The sequence below is a fragment of the Xanthobacter sp. ZOL 2024 genome, from assembly GCF_052932325.1.
Genome location: NZ_CM128808.1, coordinates 3,326,252 through 3,346,164 on the forward strand (window position 1 = coordinate 3,326,252; position 19,913 = coordinate 3,346,164).

A 19,913-nucleotide genomic window follows, 5' to 3' on the forward strand; every position below is an offset into this window, starting at 1 on the left:
GCGCGCGGCGGTCGACCTGGCGCGCGAATGCACATGAGCTCATCCACCCCGCCCGCCGCGGCGACCAAGCCCCCGGCGGGTCGCAAGTCCCCGGCGGGCACCAAGCCGCTGGCCAGCATGACGGCCTTCGCCCGGGTCGCGGGCAGCGACGGGCCGTGGCGTTTCTCCTGGGAACTGCGCTCGGTCAACGGCAAGGGGCTGGACCTGCGCCTGCGCCTGCCGCCGGGCCATGAGGATCTGGAAGTGCAGATCCGGGCCCGCGCCGGCGCCGTCCTGGCGCGCGGATCGGTGGCGATCAATCTGACCGCCGTGCGCGAGGGAGAGAGCGTGTCCATCCGCCTCAACCAGCCGGCCCTCGAAGGCTTGCTGGAGACACTGCGTGGCAGTGCCGAGCGGCTCGGCACCCCGGCCCCCACCCTCGACGCGCTCCTGGGCATCAAGGGCATCGTCGAGGTGGCTGAGGTGGAGGAGACAGCGGCGGAACGGCGCGCCCGCGGCGCTGCCGTCCTCGCCGCGTTCGATCATGCCTTGACCGAGCTGTGTGCCATGCGGGCCCGCGAGGGACAGGCGCTGGAGGCGGTGCTGTCTGCCCGGCTCGACTCCATTGCCGCTTTGGTGGCGACGGCGGAGGCACTGCCGGAGCGGACGGTGGAAGCCATCCGCACCCGCCTTGCCGAGCAGGTGCGGGTGCTCCTCGATGCCTCCGCCCACCAGCTCGATGCGGAGCGGCTGCATCAGGAGGCGGTGCTGCTGGCCACCAAGGCGGACGTGCGCGAGGAGCTGGACCGGCTTAACGCCCACGTGGCCGCGGCGCGGCAGCTTCTGGCCCAGGGCGGCCCGGTGGGGCGCCAGCTCGATTTCCTGGCGCAGGAGTTCAATCGGGAAGCGAACACCCTGTGCTCGAAGGCCAATGCGGTGACGCTGACGCAGATCGGCCTTGACCTCAAGCTGCTGGTGGATCAGTTCCGCGAGCAGATCCAGAATCTGGAATGACGCCCGTGACCAGCTCGTCCTCCCTCTCGCCCCATTTCACGCTGCCGGGCTGGAAGCCCGGCGCCACCAGCGGCCTTGCCCGCCGCGGGCTGATGCTGGTGTTGTCGTCTCCCTCGGGTGCCGGCAAGACCACCTTGTCCCGCCGCCTGCTGGAAGCGGATTCGCGCATCACTATGTCGGTGTCGGTCACCACCCGGCATCCGCGCCCCGGCGAGGTGGACGGCAAGGATTACTTCTTCGTCGACGTGCCGACCTTTGAGCAGATGCGGGACCGGGGCGAGCTGCTGGAGCACGCCACCGTGTTCCAGAATCTCTATGGCACGCCCCGCCGCGCGGTGGAGGAGGCGCTGTCCGCCGGCCGCGACGTGCTGTTCGACATCGATTGGCAGGGCACCCAGCAACTGGGCGAGAGCGCCCAGCAGGATCTGGTGAAGGTGTTCCTGCTGCCGCCCACCGCCGCCGATCTCGAGCAGCGCCTGCGGTCACGGGCGCAGGATACCGATGACGTGGTGCACCAGCGCATGGCCAAGGCCTCCGACGAGATCAGCCATTATGACGAGTATGACTACATCCTGATCAATCACGAGGTTGAGGACAGCCTGGCGAAGCTGCGGTCGATCCTGCAGGCCGAGCGGCTCAAGCGTCGCCGGCTCACCGGCCTTTCCAGTTTCGTGAAGCAGCTGCGCGACGCGCTCTGAGCGGCACGCCGGTGGGCGCCGGCTTCAACGTGCGGTCTCAAGTCCGCCCGAATGTGCCGTTAAGGTGTGAAGCATGAGACAGCTCCTCACCCTGTTCGGCGGTTTCGCCGGCCTCGCCGTGGCGGCCCTGGTGGGCTTTGCCCTGTTCACCGTGGTTGGCGGCCTCATCATCGTTGCCGGTGTGGTCATCACCGCCCTGCTGCTGGGCGGTGGGCTCTACGCGCTCATCACCGGGCGCGGCAATGTCTCCATGCGCCGCGCGAACTTCGGTGGCGTGCAGGTATTCGATCTGCGCACGGGCCAGGAGGTGCGCCCCTCCATGGAGTCCGAGATGATCGACGTGACGCCGCCGCGGCGCCCCAAGGGGGAGTAAGCGGGGGAGTAAGCGGCGAGGAGCCGCGCGCAAAGCGCCCGCCCGCAATCGCAGAACGGTGCGCCGCAGCGGGCCGTAAGCGGCGGGTGGGGCGCGTCATCCCCAGCCTTGGCGCTTCGGGTCGGGGCGCCATTCGCCTTTCGTCCATGGAACACACTAACCTGCGCCGGTGATTCACCGTCGTGGGAGGCGTGGACGGATGTCTGTGGCTATGGATTACCTGTACGTGATCGCCGTGAGCCTGGTGCTGGCGGTCGTCACGGTCTTTGTCCACATGTATGCGCTCTATGTGGTTCGAATCGGCATTCGCAGGCTGCTCAAAATGCGCAGCTTCAACCACCACGTGATGCGGGACACGGTGGTGGTGAGCGGCCTCATGGTGGCGCTGTGCAGCATCCACATCTTCGAGATCGTCCTGTGGGCCATTGGCTACGTGTCCATTGGCGCCTTTTCCGATATGGGCAACGCGACCTATTTTTCGCTCACCATGTACACCACGGTGGGGCCGGATGGTCTCAGCATCAGCAAGCTGTTCCGCGGCATCGCCGGGTTCGAGTCGCTGCTCGGGCCGATGATGGTGGCGTGGTCCACGGCCTTCCTGGTGGAATACGTCACCGCCTTCCGGGCCCAGGAACGCGCCGAGGCGCCCAAGTAGCCGATCGCGGCAGTAACCGAGCGCGGCAGTAACCGATCTTCACAAGAGAAAAGAAAAGGCCGGCGGGGTGCGCCGGCCTTTGTGTTCGGTGCTGGGCTGAAGCCTCACACGCTGGTCGGGTAGTTGGGGCTTTCGCGGGTGATCAGCACGTCATGCACGTGGCTTTCCCGCAGGCCGGCCGAGGAGATGCGCACGAAGCGGGCCTTCTCGCGGAACTCCGGCAGGGTGCGCCCGCCCACATAGCCCATGGCGGCGCGCAGGCCACCGGCAAGCTGGTGCAGCACCGCGCCCACCGGCCCCTTGTAGGCCACCTGGCCCTCGATGCCTTCCGGCACCAGCTTCAGGGTGTCGCGGACCTCGGCCTGGAAATAGCGGTCGGCGGAGCCGCGCGCCATGGCGCCCACCGAGCCCATGCCGCGATAGGACTTGTAGGAGCGGCCCTGATACAGGAACACCTCGCCCGGGCTCTCATCGGTGCCGGCCAGCAGCGAGCCGACCATGGCCGCAGACGCGCCGGCGGCCAGCGCCTTGGCGAGATCGCCCGAATACTTGATGCCGCCGTCGGCCACCACCGGGGTGCCGGTGGCGAGCGCGGCTTCCACCGCGTCCATCACCGCGGTGAGCTGGGGCACGCCGACGCCCGCGACGATGCGGGTGGTGCAGATGGAGCCGGGCCCGATGCCCACCTTCACCGCATCGGCGCCGGCGTCGATCAGCGCCTTGGCGCCCTCGCGGGTGGCGATGTTGCCGGCCAGGATCTGGGTGGTGTTGGAGAGGCGCTTGATGCGGCTGACCTGGTCCAGAACCTTCTTGGAATGGCCGTGGGCGGTGTCCACCACCACCAGATCCACGCCGGCGTCGATCAGGCGCTCGGTCCGCTCGTAGCCGTCCTCGCCCACGGTGGTGGCGGCGGCGACGCGCAGGCGGCCCTGCTCGTCCTTGGCGGCATTGGGATAGGCCACCGCCTTCTCGATGTCCTTGACGGTGATGAGGCCGACGCAGCGGTCATCCGCATCCACCACCAGCAGCTTCTCGATGCGGTACTGGTGCAGCAGCCGCTTGGCGGCGTCCTGGTTCACCTCGCCCTCACGCACGGTGATGAGGCGTTCCTTGGTCATCAGCTCGGAGACCGGCTGGTTCGGATTGTGGGCGAAGCGCACGTCGCGGTTGGTGAGGATGCCCACCAGCCGGCCGGGGAGGTTGCCGCTGGACCGCTCCACCACCGGAATGCCGGAGATGCCATAGTGCTTCATGAGCGCCAGGGCGTCCGACAAGGTCTCGTCCGGATGGATGGTGACCGGGTTCACCACCATGCCGGATTCATACTTCTTCACCAGCCGCACCTGCTCGGCCTGCAGCTCGGGGGTGAGGTTGCGATGGATGACGCCGAGGCCGCCGGCCTGGGCCATGGCAATGGCGAGGCGGGCCTCGGTCACCGTATCCATGGCGGCGGAGATGATGGGCAGGTTGAGGGTGATGGACTTGGTGAGCTGGGTGACCGTGTTCACCTCGCCGGGCATCACTTCGGAAGGGCCGGGCTGGAGCAGCACGTCGTCGAAGGTCAGCCCTTCACGGAAAACGCCACCGGAGATGGGGGAGGACGAGGGGGCGAGTGGGGCAGTCATGGCCAACTCCTGATGGCGATTGCGAAAGTGCATCGCGTCTGATGTCGGAACGGGGCACAGCGCCAAACGCCAGTGTGAGCCCTCATTTCGAGTTGGCAGTGGCCGATACCATGAGTGCACGACGAAAAGAAGACCCGTCGGGCAAGGATTTCGCGCATTTGCGCCATGCGCGTGCAACATACGTGCCGAAATGCCTGTCGGAGCAGGGGCAAGCGGCGGCGTCCGGCCGCGTCGCCAGGTGCCGCCGGTCGTCAGCGGGTGATCTGGATCAGCGTGTCGCGGGGGCCGTAGTTCTGCACCAGGCTGTAGAGAGTCGCGGCGTTGCTGGGGTGCAGGCGGATGCACCCATGGGAGGCCGGCGCCCCCAGCTGGCGGATCGCATAGCTGCCGTGGATCGCATAGCCACCCCGGAAGAAGATGGAGTAGGGCATCGGCGAGTTGTCATACTTGCGGGAATAATAGCTGCGGTAGAGCCGCTGGGGGCGATAGGTGCCGGTGGGGGTGACATAGCCGCGCCGGGCGGTGGAGACCGGCCAGTTATAGCGCGGCACGCCGTTCACATAGACCACCATGCGTTGGCTGGAGAGGTCGATCCGGGCGACGACGCCGGCGTGGGCGGGCGCGGTGCCGCCCCACAGGCCACCGGCCAGCAGCACGAGGGCGACGGCCAGCGCGCGGATCCACACCCTGAGGCTGACGGCAGGGTGGGGCGCGTGGCGCGGCGGCATCCCGTGGCGGGACAGGGTCCACATGTGGCGCATGGTCTTCCCCTCCGTCAGCCATACTGCCACGGTAAAGCCATAATGCAACCCGCGAGGGTGATGGCGGCCTGCGTGACCAGGAGGCGCATGCCCGTCTCGGCCTGTGGCGACCTGGGCTCTTGCCGCCCGGCGCCGGGCATGCTCTGGAGACGCGGGGCTTGCGCCATTGGGAGTGCGTTTCATGGCCATGATGCTGCTGGGCCTGGTGGTGTTCATTGGTGTCCATCTGGTGGCGAGCGCCCGGGGCCTGCGCGCCCGGCTCATCGCCGATGTGGGCGCGGGCACCTACAAGGCGTTCTTCTCGCTGGTGGCGGTCAGTGGGCTGCTGCTCACGGCCTATGGCTTCGCCCTGTGGCGGGCCGCCGGTTCCGCCGTGCTCTGGGATCCGCCGCTGGCGCTGCGGCATGTCACGCTGCTGCTGATGCTCATTGCCTGCATCGCCGCCGTGTCCGCTTATGTGCCGAGCCATCTGCGCAGTTGGCTGAAGCATCCGCTGCTGGTGGCGGTGAAGACCTGGGCCTTCGCCCATCTCCTGGCCAATGGCGACGTGGCCTCGGTGGTGCTGTTCGGCGCGGTGCTGGCCTGGGCGGTGTATGACCGGATCGCGCAGAAGCGGCGCGGGGTGGTGGTGCCGGCGGCGCCGGCGGGCTGGAGCGGCGATGCTCTTGCGGTCGTGGGCGGGCTGGTGCTCTATGCGGCTCTCGCTTTGCTGTTCCACCCTTATGTGATCGGTGTTCCTGTCATCTGATCCGGGTGGGGCGCGGCCGCTGGCCGTAGCGGGAACAGGGCAAAGGTGCCCGTCGCAAAACATAGAGGAACGTCATGTCCAGCCAGGCAGAGAACCGCCGCATCACCGCGCCGGAGATCCAGGCCCGCAAGGGGGGCGATCCCATCGTCTCCCTCACCTCCTACCACGCCCACACCGCGCGTCTGCTCGATCGCCACGTGGATGTGATCCTGGTCGGCGACAGCCTCGGCATGGTCATGCATGGCCTGGAAACCACCGTGCCGGTGACGGTGGAGATGATGATCGTGCACGGCCGCGCCGTGGTGCGCGGCACCAAGCGGGCGCTGATCGTCGTGGACCTGCCGTTCGGTAGCTACGAGGCGAGCCCCACCGAGGCGTTCCACACCGCCGCCCGGGTGCTGAAGGAGACCGGCGCCGGCGCGGTGAAGCTGGAAGGCGGCCGTCGCATGGCCGAGACCGTGCGCTTCCTGGTGGATCGGGGCATTCCGGTGATGGGCCATGTGGGCCTCACGCCTCAGGCCATCAACACCCTCGGCTCGTTCAAGGCCCGCGGCCGCGATGATGCCGAGGCGAGCGTGATCCTCGACGATGCCCGCGCGGTGGCCGAGGCGGGCGCCTTCGCCGTGGTGCTGGAAGCCATCGCTGAGCCTTTGGCCCGTCGCATCACCCAGGAGGTGGCGCCGCCCACCATCGGCATCGGCGGCTCGCCGGCCTGTGATGGCCAGGTGCTGGTGCTGGAGGACATGCTGGGCCTTGGCGACCGGGTGCCCAAGTTCGTGAAGAAGTATGCCAATCTCGGTCCGGAGATCGAGAAGGCGGTAGCCTCCTATGCGGAGGACGTGCGGGCCCGTGCCTTCCCCGGGCCGGAGCATGTCTATGCCCCGCGTCTGGTGCAGAAGGCCAAGGCCTCCTGAGGCTGAACGAGGACGGGGCCGCGACGCGGTCCCGTCCTCAGCCGAAGAGGCGGTGCTCCAGGCGCGCCAGGGCCCGCGTGAACACCGCCGGATCATCGAGGGCGCGGGCCAGCACCAGTGCCCCCTGGATGGCCAGCACCGCGTCTTCCGCCGCATCTCGGGCCTCCGCTTCCGGCCGCCCGGCCCGCTGAAGGGCCGCCGCCAGGGCGGCGCGCCAGCGGGCGAAATAGCCCTCCACCTCATCCGCGAACCGGTCCCGCACCTCGCCCAGAGCAAACACGCCGACCAGGCACACCCGCCGGCCAGAGCGGAAATACTGCTCCACCGCCGCCAGACTCGCCCGGATGGCCGCGGCCGCGTCCGGCTCGTCGCGCAAGGGCGCGAAGACCGCGCGCTCGAACCAGCCGTCGATGTCCTGAAGCACCGCCGCCGCCATCTCCTCCTTCCCGCCCGGGAAGAAGTGATAGAGGCTGCCCTTGCCGAGGCCGGTGCCGGCCGTGATGGCGGAAAGGCTCGCCCCCTCGAAACCGTGCGCGCGGAACACCTCCCCGAGGAGGGGAATGACATCCGCCCGCTCCATCACCATCCGCGCCATCACATCCCCAGCTCGGTCAGGCCCGGGTGATCCGCCGGACGCGGGCCGGCCGGCCACAGGAAGCGGCGGTCCTCCAGCCGGATCGGCACGTCGTTGATGGAGGCTTCGCGCCGGCGCATCAAGCCGTTCTCGTCGAACTCCCATTGCTCGTTGCCGTAGGAGCGGAACCACGCCTCCTCGGCGTCATGCCACTCATATTGGAAGCGCACGGCGATGCGGTTGCCGTGGAACGCCCAGAGCTCCTTGATGAGCCGATAATCCAACTCGCGCCGCCACTTGGCATCGAGAAAGGCGACGATAGCGGGGCGTCCGGACAGGAAGTCGGAGCGGTTCCGCCAGCGGCTGTCGGGCGTATAGGCGAGGGAGACCCGCTCGGGATCCCGCGTGTTCCAGGCGTCTTCTGCCATGCGCACCTTCTGCGTGGCGGTCTCAAGGCTGAAGGGCGGCAGCGGTGGACGTGAGGTCATGATCTGTACCAATCAGTTTTGTGTGTACTGATTGGTACAGAGTCGCGCGCGCCAGTCAAGGGGCGGTTCGTCACCGCCCCTTGGGTCGCTCAGTGCGCGGGGTGCTGGGTCCCGGCCGCGTCCGGCTCGTCCCGGCTGCCGACGAAGCGCCCGAACAGCCGGCCGAGCAGGTGGCTCAGATCGTCCATCACCGTGAACACCGCCGGCACGAACACCAGCGACAGCACCGTGGAGGTGATGAGGCCGCCGATGACGGCAATGGCCATGGGCGCGCGGAAGGAGCCGCCTTCGCCGAGCGCCAGGGCCGAGGGCACCATGCCGGCCACCATGGCGATGGTGGTCATGACGATGGGCTGGGCGCGCTTGCGCCCGGCTTCCAGCAGCGCCGTCGTGCGGTCGGTGCCGGCGCGCATGGCCTCGATGGCGAAATCCACCAGCAGGATGGCGTTTTTGGTGACGATGCCCATCAGCATCAGGAAGCCGATGACCACCGGCATGGAGATGGAATTGCCGGTGATGAGCAGAGCGATGAAGGCCCCGCCCACCGACAGCGGCAGCGAAATGAGGATGGTGATGGGCTGCAGCACATCGTGGAACAGCAGCACCAGCACCGCCAGCACCAGCATCAGCCCAGCGCCCATGGCCAGGGCGAAGCCGGAGAACACTTCGCCCATGATCTCGGCGTCGCCCGCCTCCTTGAGGGTGACGCCGGTGGGCAGGTTGCGGGCGGTGGGCAGCGCCTTCACCGCCTCCACGGCGGTGCCGAGCGGAGTGTCGCCCACCAGGTCCGCCTCCACCGCCACCCGGCGGGCACGGTCGTAGCGGTCGAGGGCGGTGGGGCCCTTGCCGAACCGGATGTCCGCCACCGCCGAGAGGGGCACCGCGCCGCCGCTGGCGGTGGGCACCTTCAGGGCATCGAAGGTGGCGATGCTGGTGCGGGCCTTCTCATCCAGCTGAACGCGGATGTCGATCTGCCGGTCCTTGGCGGAGAATTTGGCGAGGTTGGCGGAAATGTCGCCGATGGTGGCGATGCGCACCGTTTCGGCGATGGTGTCCACCGACACGCCCAGCTCCGCCGCCTCGTCCAGCTTCGGCACGATGCGGATTTCCGGCCGGTCGAGGGCGGCCGAGGAAACCACGTTGGTCAGCACCGGCACGGCGTCGCGCATGTCCTTTTCCAGCGCCAGGGCCGCCTTTTCCACCGCCGCGCCGTCATTGCCGGAGAGCACCATCTGGAAGCCGCGCTGGGCCGCCTGGCCGTTGGAGCTCCAGGTGAAGCGCATGTCGGGGAGGGCCGTCAGGCGGTCATGCAGGGAGGCCTCGAAGCTCTTCTGGTCCTGGCCGCGCTCGGCCCGTGGCTTCAGATTGATGACGATCTGCCCCTTGCGGATCTCGCTCGCCATCATGGCGGCGGCACCCGCGCCGCCGGCTCCGGCGGTGGCGTAGACGCTCGCCACCTCCGGCTGTTCCAGCATCATCCGGGTGATCTGGTCGGACACCCGTTCCGTCTCCGCCAAAGTGGTGCCCGGCGGCAGCTCGATGGAGAGCATGGAGCGCGAGATGTCGATATTGGGCAGGAAGCCCGACGGCAGCAGGGTGGAGAGAAAGACTGTGCCGATGAAGATGCCGATGCCGGCGGCAATGGTGAGGAAGCGGCGCCGCAGCGACCAGCGCAAAAGCCGCACATAGGCGCGCATGATGCGGCCGTCACCGGACTGGCGATGGCCGGTATCGCGCAGGAAATAGGCCGCGAGCAGGGGGGTCACCAGCCGCGCCACCGCCAGCGAGAACAGCACGGCAATGGCGACGGTGAGGCCGAACTGCTTGAAATACTGGCCGGCGATGCCCCCCATGAAGGACACCGGCACGAACACGGCGACGATGGTGAGGGTGGTGGCCACCACCGCGAGGCCGATCTCGTCCGCCGCCTCGATGGCGGCGCGATAGGGCGAGATGCCCTGTCGCATGTGGCGGACGATATTTTCGATCTCGACGATGGCGTCATCCACCAGAATACCGGTCACCAGAGTGATGGCCAGCAGGCTGACGCCGTTCAACGAGAAGCCCAGCATGTCCATCACCCAGAAGGTGGGGAGGATGGAGAGCGGGATGGCCAGCGTGGTGATGATGGTGGCGCGCAGATCCCGCAGGAACAGGAACACCACGATCACCGCCAGGATCGCCCCTTCGATGAGCGTCTGCATGGCGGAGCTGTAATCCGCCTTGGTGTAGCGCACCGTGGTGTCGATCTCGGTGATGGTCACGTCGGGATGCTGGGTGCGCAGCTCCTCCAGCGCGCTGTTCACGAGGTCATAGACGGTGACGTCCGAATAGCCCTTGGCGCGATAAACGCCGAAGGCCACCACCCCCTTGCCGTCGAGGCGCGCGAACACCCGGGGCTCGGCCGCCCCGTCGGTGACAGTGCCGAGCTCCTTCAGCCGCACATAGCGCCCGTTGGTGAGGGCGATGCGGGTCTCCCCCAGAGCGTCGACGCTGCCAGCGCCGGCCAGGGTGCGGATGGATTGCTCCTGGGTGCCCACCTCGCCGCGGCCGCCGGAGACGTCGAGATTGGTGGCCCGCAATTGCCGGCTCACCTCCGCGGCGGTGATGCCCAGGGCCATCAGCCGGTCGGGATCGAGGGCGACGCGGATCTCGCGGTCGACACCCCCCTCGCGCTTCACCTGCGCCACGCCGCGCACGCCCTGCAGGGCGCGGGCCACCGTGTCATCCACGAACCAGGAGATTTCCTCGGTGCTCATGGAGGGGGAGGAGACCGCCAGGGTGATGATGGGCAGGCCTTCGATGTCCACCCGCTGGATCAGCGGCTCGTCGATGGAGCGCGGCAGCTCGGAGCGGATCTTGGTGACCGCGTCGCGGGTATCGTTCACCGCGCGATCCACCTGGGTCTCCAGATAGAATTCGATGGTGGTGACCGAAGTGCCCTCGGAAATGGAGGAGGTGATGTGCTTCACCCCGGCGACGCCGGCGATGGAATTCTCCACCTTCTTCGACACCTGGGTTTCCAGCTCCGAGGGCGCGGCGCCGGTCTGGGTGATGGTGACCATGACGATGGGCACGTCGATGTTGGGCATCTGCGTCACCGGCAGCGAGCGGAAATGCACGATGCCGAGCACGGTGAGGATGACGAACATCACCAGGGTGGGAATGGGCTTGCGGATGGCCCAGGCGGAGATGTTGAGGGCCATCAGCGCACCTCACCCACCGACAGGGGCATGTCCACGGCGCGCACCCGGTCACCTTCCCGCAGGAAGCCGCCGGCCCGGGCCACCACCCGATCGGCCCCCGTCAGCCCCTCGGACACCAGCACCTGGCCCCGGGTCTTGAGCAGAGGAGTGATGCGCCGGGCCGAGATCAGGCCGTCGTTGACCAGCAGCACGAACGCCCCGTCGGCATCGAACATCACCGCCGATTGCGGCACCATGAGCCCGCTGCGCGCGCCCAGGTTCACCAGCGCCCGCCCATAGGCACCGGGCTTGAGGCGGGGATCCGCCGGCAAGGCGATCTTGATCCGTCCCAGCCGCGAGGCCTTGTCCACCTCCGGCGACACCAGACGCACCGTGCCGGTGAGGGGGGCCTCGAAGCCGGCCGGGGTCACTTCGGCCGCAAGCCCGGTCTTCATGCGCGGCATGGCGTCTTCCGGCACTTCCGCATCGAGGTCGATGGCGCCGTCCTCGGAAATGCGGAACAAGGGCGCCGTGCGCGCCGAAAGGGCGATGGCGCCGAGGCGCGCATCTCGCGAGAGGATGACGCCGGCGGCCGGGGCGCGAATGTCCGTGCGCTTGAGCTTCACCTCGATCTCGTCCCGCTGCGCCTTCACCAGCACCGCTTCGGCCTCCGCCGCGGCGAGGGTCTCGCGGGCGGCGGCCACCTGGGCGGTGGTGACCTTCATGGCGCGCTCGCGCACATCCAGGGTCTCCTGGGAGACCGTGCCGGTCTTGCTCAACTGGCGCGCGCGCTCCACCGCCGCCGCTGCCTCCGTCTCCTGCGCCAGGGCCTGGTCGAGGGCGGCGCGCTGCTGCGCCACCGCGGCCCGGGCCTTCGCTGCGGTGGCCGTGTTCTGCGCCAGCTGGGTCTCCAGAACCTCGCGGGAGAGGCGCGCGAGCACCTGGTTCTTCTCCACCCGGTCTCCCGCTTCCACCAGAATCTCGACCAGCCGCAGGCCCTCCACCTCCGGGCCCACCTCGATCTCCTCGCGAGGCTGCAACGAGCCGGTCACCAGCAGGGTTTCCGCCAGGCTCTGCGTGCGCGGTTGGACCACGGACACGGTGAGCGCCGCCGGGGCCGCTTCCTCGGCATGGGTGGCCGTGACACCGAGAGCGGGCGCCCAAAGGCCGGCCATGGCAAGCAGGGCGGCGCGGGCGGATGGGGCCAGAGAGCGGCGGAAGGCGGACATGGTACGGGGGGCCTCGGCTGGGAAACCTGACGCTTGGTGAGGGAAAATGACGGCAGTCCCGTGACAGGGGGAACGGTCTCCGGGCGCGGGATTGGAACCGGGTGAGGCGCTCATGGCCGCCCCTCCGCTTCCGCCACCGGCGTCAGCATGCGCTGCAGCAGCCGGGTCAAAGCGGGCAGGCGGCCCGGCACGCCCCATTCGGGGTGCAGCTGGTGATGCAGGATGGCGCCATCGGCCAGCATCTGCAGGAAGATCATGAGATCGTCTGTGTCGATGGCGGGGTCGATCTCCCCACGGGCGGCGGCATTCACCAGCGCCTCGCGCAATTGGGCGCGGCTTTCGTCCTCGCACGGCTCGATGGCGGCCCGCAGCGGGGCGTTGCGGATGGCTTCGGCCATAATCTCCGGCCCGAGCTGCGCGGTGGGCAGGGTGGGCTCTTCCAAGAGCTCGCGCATGCAGCCCATCAGGGCCTCGATGAGGCTGGGGGCCCGCACGAGCGTGTCGAGAATATGCAGCCGCTGGCTGCGCTCATCGGCGACGATGGCCGCGATCAGCGCTTCCTTGGAGGGGAAATAACGGTAGAGCGCCCCGGGGCTCATGCCCGCTTCGGCGCAGATCTTCTGCATGGAGGTGCCGTGGAAGCCCTCCCGCGCGAAGCAGGTCATGGCGGCGGCCAGAATGCGCTTCTGCTGCTCGCTGCGGCGCGCCGGCACGTCGCTGCCATGCGACGGCGCGCCGGCCTCGGTTGGCGGGTGCGGCGCGCCGTCCGCGAGGGGGGATGAGGTCATGGGGCGGCATCCTTGAGCGCCTGCGGGGCGGCCGGAGCGAATGTTCGTTCGCGGCAGATCTAGCAGATCCTGCCGCCGGAGTGAACGTTCATTCGCGCGATGCTGCGCCGCACCCCCGCGCCGGCCCGCCCTCTTGAGGTGGCGGGGGCCGCACCCTAACTGTAACAGGTCATTGGGAGCCGTCTCCCGGAGCCGCCCGCCACCATGCTCTCCGCCTTCCTCGAAGCCCTGCGCCAGACCTTTTCCCCCCTGCTGCGCGGGGTGCTTCTGAAGTCCATCGGCCTCGCTCTGGCGCTGCTGGTGGTGCTGGCCATCGCCCTGGAGGCGGTGCTCGCCCATTTCGTCGACGTGCCGTCCTACCCCTGGGTGGAGACCACCCTCGCGGTGGTGGCAGGGCTGGGGTTGGTGTTCGGCATCTTCTATCTCGTCCCGGCCGTGTCCTCGCTGGTGGCCGGCCTGTTTCTCGACGACGTGGCCGAGAAGGTGGAGGGGGAGAGCTATCCGAACGATCCGCGCGGCCGGCCGCAGCCGGTGCTGACGGCGCTGATCTATTCGGCCCGCTTCTTCGGCATCGTGCTGGTGGTGAACCTTGCCGCATTGCTGCTGTTGCTGGTGCCCGGCGTGAATGTGGTGATCTTCTTCATCGCCAACGCCTATCTCATCAGCCGGGAATATTTCGAGCTGGCGGCCATGCGCTATCGCTCGGCGGAGGAGGCCCGCGCCCTGCGCCAGGCCAATGCCACCACCATCTTCCTCGCCGGGCTCCTGATCACCCCGATCCTGTTCGTGCCGGTGCTGAACCTCATCATGCCGGTGTTCGGCACCGCCTTCATGGTGCATCTGCACCGCCGGCTGGCCCCCCTGCCGGCCCAGCGCGGGGCCGACGGCCATCTGGTCATCGAGGGCAAGACGCTCTGAGGCGTCGCGCGTTCAGTGCAGGCCCACGGCGGCCAGCGCCGCCATCTGCCGAACCGCCACCCGCCCGGCATCGAAATCTCCCACAGCGGCCTCGAACAGGCGATGGAAGTTGAGCTGCGCCCGCAGGTGCAGGAACACGGCGCCGAGCCCCACCGCGGCCCGATCCATGAACACGAACTCCCGCGGCACGGTCACCGGCCCCAGGCGCTTCAGCTCCTGGTGCACCTTGAAGGCTTCCTTGCGGCCATATTGGCCCGGCGCCACCCCATCGGCGATGGTGCGGACCCGGTCGTCCAACAGTGGGCCATAGATGAAGCGGGCCCAGATGTTCAGGGCGGCGATCAGGTCGCGATTGAGGCCCTTGAAGCCCCATGTCTCATAAGCGTGCACCACCCGCGCTTCATCGCCGGTCTGGAGGCCGCGATAAAGATCCACCACGCCGGCGACGAACAGCGGCGGGAAGATGCGGATGCAGCCGTAATCCAGCAGATTGATGCCGCGCGGCGGGCCGGGATCGTCCGTGAAGACCGTGTAATTGCCCAGGTGGGGGTCGCCATGGATCACCCCGAACCGGCTGAACGGCTGCCACCATGCGGTGAACAGGGCTTCGGCCAAAGCGTTGCGCTGGTCCAGCGGGTGGCGGGTGAAGTCCAGGATCTTCTGCCCCTCCAGCCACTGCATGGTGAGCAGCCGCCCGGTGGAGAGGTCGGCCCGCACGCTGGGCACGCGGACACGGGGCTCGTCCTTCAGCATCAGCGCATAGAGAGCGGCATGGCGGGCTTCGCGCTGGTAGTCGAGCTCCTCGCGCACCCGTTCGCCGATCTCCCGGGCGATCTCCCGGGTGTCGAGGGTGCTGTCCATGCGCCGGTGCAGGGAGAACAGCAATTGCAGCTGGTTGAGGTCGGCTTCCACCGCCGCCTGCATGTCGGGATACTGGAGCTTGCAGGCCACAGTTTCGCCGTCGAGGGTCACCGCCTTGTGCACCTGGCCGAGGGAGGCGGCGGCGGAGGGCTGGTGCTCGAAGCGGGCGAAGCGCTTTTCCCAGTCGCGGCCGAGCTCGGCGCTCATGCGGCGCTTCACGAACGACCAGCCCATGGGTGGCGCATCGGCCTGCAGGCGCCGCAGCTCCGCGGCATATTCCGGCGGCAGCAGGTCCGGCACGGTGGCCATGAGCTGCGCCACCTTCATCAGCGGGCCCTTGAGCCCGCCGAGGGCGGCGGCAATGGCCGCGGCATCATCGCCACGATCGCCGCGGCCGATCAGCCGGCTGCCGGCGATGCGGGCGGCCACGCCCCCCACATTGGCGCCCACCCGCGCATAGCGGGCGGCCCGGGCGGTGAAGCGGTTTCTCTCGTCATCAGCCATCGCGGTCGCGCCTCGCTCAGCGCCGCAGCGCCGTCGCTGCCCTTATAGCACCCCGGCCGGGCGGCGTGCTGCGCTGCGGCGTATTCACGCCCTTGCCGGCCCGCCGCGCCAGCGCAGGGCCAGCAGTACCACCAGCGCCAGGGGGGTGAGAATGTCGGTGTAAAGAATGGGGCCGGCATTGCCGGCGGCGAGGTTTCCGGTTTCCGAGATCTGCACCAGATGGCCGATGGCGGCCCCACCCAGGAAGCCGCAGGTCATCACCGCCACAGCCGCCCGGAAGCCCCAATCCCGGGCAAAGGCGGCGATGACGCCGGCAAGGCCGATGCCGAGGTTGGCGACCCCGACCTCGAACTGGAACGGGCTCGTCGCCCAGCCGATGGACTGGGCGCTCTGCGCCGGGAACACGATATGGCCGAGCGCCGCCCAAAGCCCCATGAGGCCGACCGGAAACAGATTGATGTAGCGCAGCAGCTGGTCGGCCAGCAGGCCCGGGCCGCGCGGGCCCGGAGCGCGGGAAAAGGCGAGCCCGGCGCAGATCAGTGCCGCCAGCCAGGCGAGGATGGGAACCCAGAAGACCATGACGCCGCCCCTTCGGAAAACCTCGTGCAGGGTGGCAGATCGGTTGGGCGCTCGCCAGCGCCCGCAAAGAAAACGGCCCGGGCGCGGGGCGCCGGGCCGTTTCCAAATGACAGGCGGCAGGTTCTCACTTGGCGGCGAGGAGCGGCTCCAGCTGCTTGTCCCATTCGGCGATGCTCATGGCGCCGGACATTTCCTTGCCATTCACGAAGAAGGTGGGGGTGGCCTTCACGCCCAGCTCGGCATTGGCGTAGCGGGCGCTCTCCTGCACCTTCTTGGCCAGTTCCTGGTCGGACAGGCACTTCTCGAAGTCCGCCTGGCTCATGCCGGCCTGACGCGCCACTGCCAGCAGGCCCGCGGCGGGATCCTTGCTGTAGGCCCAGCTGCGCTGGGTCTCGAACAAAGAGGAGACCATGGGGAAATATTTGTCGTCCGGCATGCAGCGGGCCAGCATGAAGGCGGCGGTGGCCACCGGATCGAACGGGAACTCACGGAAAACGAAGCGCACCTTGCCGGTGTCCACATATTTGGCCTTCAGCTCGGGGAAGGTCTTGGTGTGGAAGTCGGCACAATGGCTGCAGGTCATGGAGGCGTATTCCACCACCGTCACAGGGGCGGTATCGCTGCCGAGCACCTTGGCGGGCAAGGGCGAGGCAGCCGGCGCCATCACCTTGGCCTCGGTGGCCGACTGGGCGAGGGCGGCGCCGGTGGAGGCCGGCAGGCCGAGACCAGCGAGAAGGGCGGCAACGCCGGCTCCGGCAAGGACGCGGCGGCGATCGAGGCTCATGGTCGTCTCCATGGGAACGCCGGACAGGACCGTCCCGGCGTGAACAATGCGGGTGTCTCGGCCCCGTTGGCAGCCGGGCCCGACACAGACCCAAGCGCGCTACCATGTCCGGGGTGTGGCGGCAAAGCCCCGGCCGATCACAGCTCGGTCAACGGCGCAGCTTTTCAACCGCGGCGCACGAAGCGCCAGCGCTCGAACCCTCAACGCTTGAAGCCTAACGCTTGAAACCTTGCCGCTCGCGGCGCACCAGGGCGCCGAGCTTGGCCAGGGAGGCGCCGAGCGCCTCGTTTTCGAACGGGCCGATCTCCCGCTCCACCGCGCGCACGGTGTCCGGCTCCGGCGGTGGCATCACGGGCGGCCGGCTGTGGCGGGGCGGCACCGGGCCCTGGCGCAGGGTGATTCGGCCGACGCAGCGCCAGCCGAAATAGGTGTTGATGCGTTCCATGACGGTGGCTGCCGCATATTGCATCTCGATGGCGTAGGCGCCTTCCACCCGCACCACCAGGGTGGCCGGCTCGGTCTCGTGGCCACGGGCCCATTGCAGCTTCAGGGGCAGGCTGCGGGGGCCGAGGTCCGGGCCGACGATCTCATCCCAATGGGTCACCACCTCCACCACCGAGAAGCCCGCCTTGCCGCACACGTCGGCGATGGTGGGCGCCACGAAATCCGCCAGCGGACGGGCCCCCTTGGGGCGGAAGGAACGGCGGGGTGTCTCGGTCATCGGTAGGTCTGGGGTCTCGAATTCAGGACAACAAGCATGCCGCAAGGGCGGTTGCGCACAGGGGTGGCACCGCCTTGCTCTTGGGCGCGGCGAACGCCACTGTGCGCCCATGACATCTTCGTCCGCCGCCGCCACCGGGACAAGGCCGCTCCGCGTGCCCGACCCGCAAGCCCTGCTCGCCTGGTACGACACCCATCGCCGCCGCCTGCCGTGGCGGGCCGAGAAGGGCCGGCGGGCGGATCCCTACCACGTCTTCCTGTCCGAAATCATGCTGCAGCAGACCACGGTGAAGGCCGTGGTGCCCTATTTCGGCGCCTTCCTCACCCGCTGGCCCACAGTGTCGCATCTCGCCGCCGCGCCGCTGGAGGAGGTGCTCTCCGCCTGGGCGGGCCTCGGCTACTACGCCCGCGCCCGCAATCTGCACGCCTGCGCGCAGGTGGTGGTGGCCCGCCATGGCGGGCGCTTCCCCGCCGAGGAGGCGGCGCTGCTCGATCTGCCGGGCATCGGGCCCTATACGGCGGCGGCCATCGCCGCCATCGCCTTTGATCTGCCGGCGAGCCCGGTGGATGGCAATATCGAGCGGGTGGTGTCGCGGCTTTATGCGGTGGAGGAGGCCCTGCCGAAGGCCAAGCCGCGCATCAAGGCGCTGGCGGCTGATCTGGTGCCCGTTGCCCGCCCCGGCGACCACGCCCAGGCGATGATGGATCTTGGCGCCACCATCTGCACCCCCAAGAGTCCGGCCTGTGCATTGTGTCCCTACCACGATCCATGCGTGGCCCGGGCCGAGGGCACCATGCAGCTGTTTCCGGTGAAGGCGAAGAAGGCGGCGAAGCCGGAGCGTGCCGCCATCGCCTTCCTGGCGGTGCGGGCGGATGGGGCGGTGCTGCTGCGCACCCGGCCGGACAAAGGCCTGCTCGCCAAGATGACGGAAGTGCCCGCGACGCCCTGGTCGGCCTCCATTGGCAGCATTCCCGGCGATCCGGCCCGCGCGGCTCCGGTGGCGGCGCAGTGGCGGGCGTTGCCGGGGGTGGTGCGGCACGTCTTCACCCATTTCGCGCTGGACATGACCGTCTGGCGGGCCGACCTGCCCGCCGGCGCGGTGGCGCCCAAGGGCTTACGGTTTGTTTTGCCACGGGATTTCGAGGCGGAGGCGCTGCCCTCGCTCATGCGCAAGGTGCTGGCCCACGGCCGGGCCGATCGCCCGCCGCGCAAGCCGGGCTGAGTGGGAAAGGGGCACCTATTCGGCGGCGATGCCCATCTCGGCCCGCAGCCGGGCGCGCAGCACGTCGATGGGATGGCGGCGGCCTGCCTCTTCCACGTGCCAGAAGGTCCAGCCGTTGCAAGCCTCGGCACCCTGGGCGAGGGCGCCCATGCGGTGGATGGAGCCGACCTTGGCCGGCTGGGGCTGCTCGGCGCCGGCGAGGGCGATGGTGCCATCGGCACGCACCACGGCGCGGAAGCGGCCCTTGGCGTCGGTCAGCTCCGATCCGGGCGTGACGAAGCCGCGCTCCACCAGGGCGGAAAAGGCGACCCGAGGTGCTTCGCGGGCGCTCGGCGGCGCAATCAGCACCTCCTCGGCCAGAGGCTCCACCGCGTCGATGCGGGCTCGGGCGGCCTCGGCATAGGCCTCTTCACGCTCGATACCGATGAACGAGCGGCGCAGGCGCTTGGCCACCGCGCCGGTGGTGCCGGAGCCGAAGAAGGGGTCCACCACCACGTCGCCGGGCTTGGTGGCGGAGAGCAGAACACGGGCCAGCAGCGCTTCCGGCTTCTGGGTGGGATGCAGCTTGCGACCCTTTTTGTCCTTCAGCCGCTCCTGCCCGGTACACAGGGGGAACAGCCAGTCGGAGCGCACCTGCACATCCTCGTTGCCGCCCTTCAACGCCTCGTAATTGAAGGTATATTTGGATTGGGGGCTGCGCGCCGCCCAGATCAGGGTTTCATGGGCATTGGTGAAGCGCCGGCCCCGGAAATTGGGCATGGGATTGGCCTTGCGCCAGATGATGTCGTTGAGGATCCAGAAGCCCAGATCCTGCATCAGCGCGCCGACGCGGAAGATGTTGTGATAGGAGCCGATGACGAACAAAGTGCCGTCCGGCTTCAGCGCACGCCGCGCCGCCAGCAGCCAGGCGCGGGTGAAGGAATCATAGGCGGCGAAGCTCTCGAACTGGTCCCAGGCGTCGTCCACCGCATCCACCCGGCTCTCGTCCGGCCGCTTGAGCTCGCCGCCCAGCTGGAGATTGTAGGGCGGATCGGCGAAGACGAGATCGACGCTATGGGCCGGCAGCTTCGACAGCTCGTGAATACTGTCGCCCACCAGCACCTGGTTCAGCGGCAGGCGCGGGGTATCCGTTGTGGTCAAGGGGGACGCCGCGAACCTCTCGGCGCGCTCGTCAGACCGGCTCACCGCCCGTTCGGGCGCCCCCTTGATCACACTACGCATGACGCAACCCTACGCAACGCTCACTCACGAAGGGCAGTGTGGCGGCAACGGGTTAAGGGGGGGTGAAGGGGG

General features: G+C 68.7%; 20 protein-coding genes. 8 read left to right on the plus strand and 12 right to left on the minus strand.

Annotation, left to right across the window (positions count from 1 at the left end; all coding sequences use genetic code 11):
- Positions 1–117: 117 nt before the first annotated feature.
- From ACU4E7_RS15205 to ACU4E7_RS15220, 4 genes are all read left to right on the plus strand, one after another.
- Complete coding sequence (locus ACU4E7_RS15205; RefSeq protein ID WP_238122030.1) at positions 118–993, plus strand: YicC/YloC family endoribonuclease; 876 nt, start codon at positions 118–120, stop codon at positions 991–993.
- A gap of 92 nt (positions 994–1,085) precedes the next feature.
- Entirely contained in the window at positions 1,086–1,691 is a 606-nt protein-coding gene (gmk, locus tag ACU4E7_RS15210; RefSeq protein ID WP_238122031.1) for a guanylate kinase, read from the plus strand.
- A 73-nt stretch (positions 1,692–1,764) separates the two neighbouring features.
- Positions 1,765–2,064 carry a hypothetical protein gene (locus tag ACU4E7_RS15215; RefSeq protein ID WP_447019333.1) on the plus strand — a complete coding sequence of 100 codons (300 nt, stop codon included), beginning with the start codon at positions 1,765–1,767 and terminating at the stop codon, positions 2,062–2,064.
- A 199-nt stretch (positions 2,065–2,263) separates the two neighbouring features.
- Positions 2,264–2,719: a hypothetical protein gene (locus ACU4E7_RS15220; RefSeq protein ID WP_238124992.1), complete on the plus strand. Its 456-nt coding sequence runs from the start codon at positions 2,264–2,266 to the stop codon at positions 2,717–2,719.
- A 104-nt stretch (positions 2,720–2,823) separates the two neighbouring features.
- Here the strand turns inward: ACU4E7_RS15220 and guaB are convergent, their stop codons facing one another.
- Both guaB and ACU4E7_RS15230 read right to left on the minus strand, forming a co-directional pair.
- On the minus strand, positions 2,824–4,344 hold the full coding sequence (gene guaB / locus ACU4E7_RS15225) for an IMP dehydrogenase (RefSeq protein ID WP_238121847.1): 1,521 nt from the start codon (positions 4,342–4,344) through the stop codon (positions 2,824–2,826).
- A gap of 251 nt (positions 4,345–4,595) precedes the next feature.
- Entirely contained in the window at positions 4,596–5,105 is a 510-nt protein-coding gene (locus tag ACU4E7_RS15230) for a L,D-transpeptidase (RefSeq protein WP_447019334.1), read from the minus strand.
- A gap of 181 nt (positions 5,106–5,286) precedes the next feature.
- Here ACU4E7_RS15230 and ACU4E7_RS15235 point away from each other — a divergent pair, with 181 nt between their 5' ends.
- Positions 5,287–5,853 carry an NnrU family protein gene (locus ACU4E7_RS15235; protein WP_238121848.1) on the plus strand — a complete coding sequence of 189 codons (567 nt, stop codon included), beginning with the start codon at positions 5,287–5,289 and terminating at the stop codon, positions 5,851–5,853.
- 74 nt (positions 5,854–5,927) lie between these two features.
- Complete coding sequence (panB, locus tag ACU4E7_RS15240; RefSeq protein WP_238121849.1) at positions 5,928–6,767, plus strand: 3-methyl-2-oxobutanoate hydroxymethyltransferase; 840 nt, start codon at positions 5,928–5,930, stop codon at positions 6,765–6,767.
- Between the two features lie 37 nt (positions 6,768–6,804).
- Here the strand turns inward: panB and ACU4E7_RS15245 are convergent, their stop codons facing one another.
- From ACU4E7_RS15245 to ACU4E7_RS15265, 5 genes are all read right to left on the minus strand, one after another.
- Positions 6,805–7,362: a TetR/AcrR family transcriptional regulator gene (locus ACU4E7_RS15245; protein WP_447019335.1), complete on the minus strand. Its 558-nt coding sequence runs from the start codon at positions 7,360–7,362 to the stop codon at positions 6,805–6,807.
- Positions 7,362–7,832, minus strand: a complete 471-nt coding sequence (locus tag ACU4E7_RS15250; protein WP_447021644.1) for a nuclear transport factor 2 family protein — start codon at positions 7,830–7,832, stop codon at positions 7,362–7,364. Before ACU4E7_RS15250 ends, ACU4E7_RS15245 begins: the two co-directional genes overlap by 1 nt.
- Positions 7,833–7,918: 86 nt before the next feature.
- Positions 7,919–11,035 (minus strand): efflux RND transporter permease subunit, encoded by a 3,117-nt coding sequence (locus ACU4E7_RS15255; RefSeq protein ID WP_447019336.1) that lies wholly within the window; start codon positions 11,033–11,035, stop codon positions 7,919–7,921.
- On the minus strand, positions 11,035–12,243 hold the full coding sequence (locus ACU4E7_RS15260; RefSeq protein ID WP_447019337.1) for an efflux RND transporter periplasmic adaptor subunit: 1,209 nt from the start codon (positions 12,241–12,243) through the stop codon (positions 11,035–11,037). The genes ACU4E7_RS15255 and ACU4E7_RS15260 overlap by 1 nt, the downstream gene beginning before the upstream one ends.
- Positions 12,244–12,353: 110 nt before the next feature.
- Positions 12,354–13,031, minus strand: a complete 678-nt coding sequence (locus tag ACU4E7_RS15265) for a TetR/AcrR family transcriptional regulator (protein WP_238121854.1) — start codon at positions 13,029–13,031, stop codon at positions 12,354–12,356.
- Positions 13,032–13,235: 204 nt separating this feature from the next.
- Here ACU4E7_RS15265 and ACU4E7_RS15270 point away from each other — a divergent pair, with 204 nt between their 5' ends.
- Complete coding sequence (locus ACU4E7_RS15270) at positions 13,236–13,949, plus strand: sulfate transporter family protein (RefSeq protein WP_238121855.1); 714 nt, start codon at positions 13,236–13,238, stop codon at positions 13,947–13,949.
- Between the two features lie 12 nt (positions 13,950–13,961).
- Here the strand turns inward: ACU4E7_RS15270 and ACU4E7_RS15275 are convergent, their stop codons facing one another.
- The 4 genes from ACU4E7_RS15275 to ACU4E7_RS15290 form a co-directional block, all read right to left on the minus strand.
- A complete protein-coding gene (locus ACU4E7_RS15275; RefSeq protein WP_238121856.1) occupies positions 13,962–15,314 on the minus strand; it encodes an ABC1 kinase family protein in 1,353 nt (450 codons plus the stop codon).
- An 84-nt stretch (positions 15,315–15,398) separates the two neighbouring features.
- Positions 15,399–15,893: a DUF6790 family protein gene (locus ACU4E7_RS15280; protein WP_238121858.1), complete on the minus strand. Its 495-nt coding sequence runs from the start codon at positions 15,891–15,893 to the stop codon at positions 15,399–15,401.
- A gap of 124 nt (positions 15,894–16,017) precedes the next feature.
- A complete protein-coding gene (locus ACU4E7_RS15285) occupies positions 16,018–16,677 on the minus strand; it encodes a DsbA family protein (protein WP_447019338.1) in 660 nt (219 codons plus the stop codon).
- Positions 16,678–16,891: 214 nt separating this feature from the next.
- Positions 16,892–17,398: a DUF721 domain-containing protein gene (locus tag ACU4E7_RS15290; RefSeq protein WP_238121860.1), complete on the minus strand. Its 507-nt coding sequence runs from the start codon at positions 17,396–17,398 to the stop codon at positions 16,892–16,894.
- 109 nt (positions 17,399–17,507) lie between these two features.
- Between ACU4E7_RS15290 and mutY the strand changes: the two genes are divergently transcribed.
- Complete coding sequence (gene mutY, locus ACU4E7_RS15295) at positions 17,508–18,620, plus strand: A/G-specific adenine glycosylase (protein WP_447019339.1); 1,113 nt, start codon at positions 17,508–17,510, stop codon at positions 18,618–18,620.
- Between the two features lie 15 nt (positions 18,621–18,635).
- On the opposite strand, the gene ACU4E7_RS15300 is transcribed toward mutY, so the two are convergent.
- Entirely contained in the window at positions 18,636–19,841 is a 1,206-nt protein-coding gene (locus ACU4E7_RS15300; RefSeq protein WP_447019340.1) for a DNA methyltransferase, read from the minus strand.
- Between the last annotated feature and the right edge of the window lie 72 nt (positions 19,842–19,913).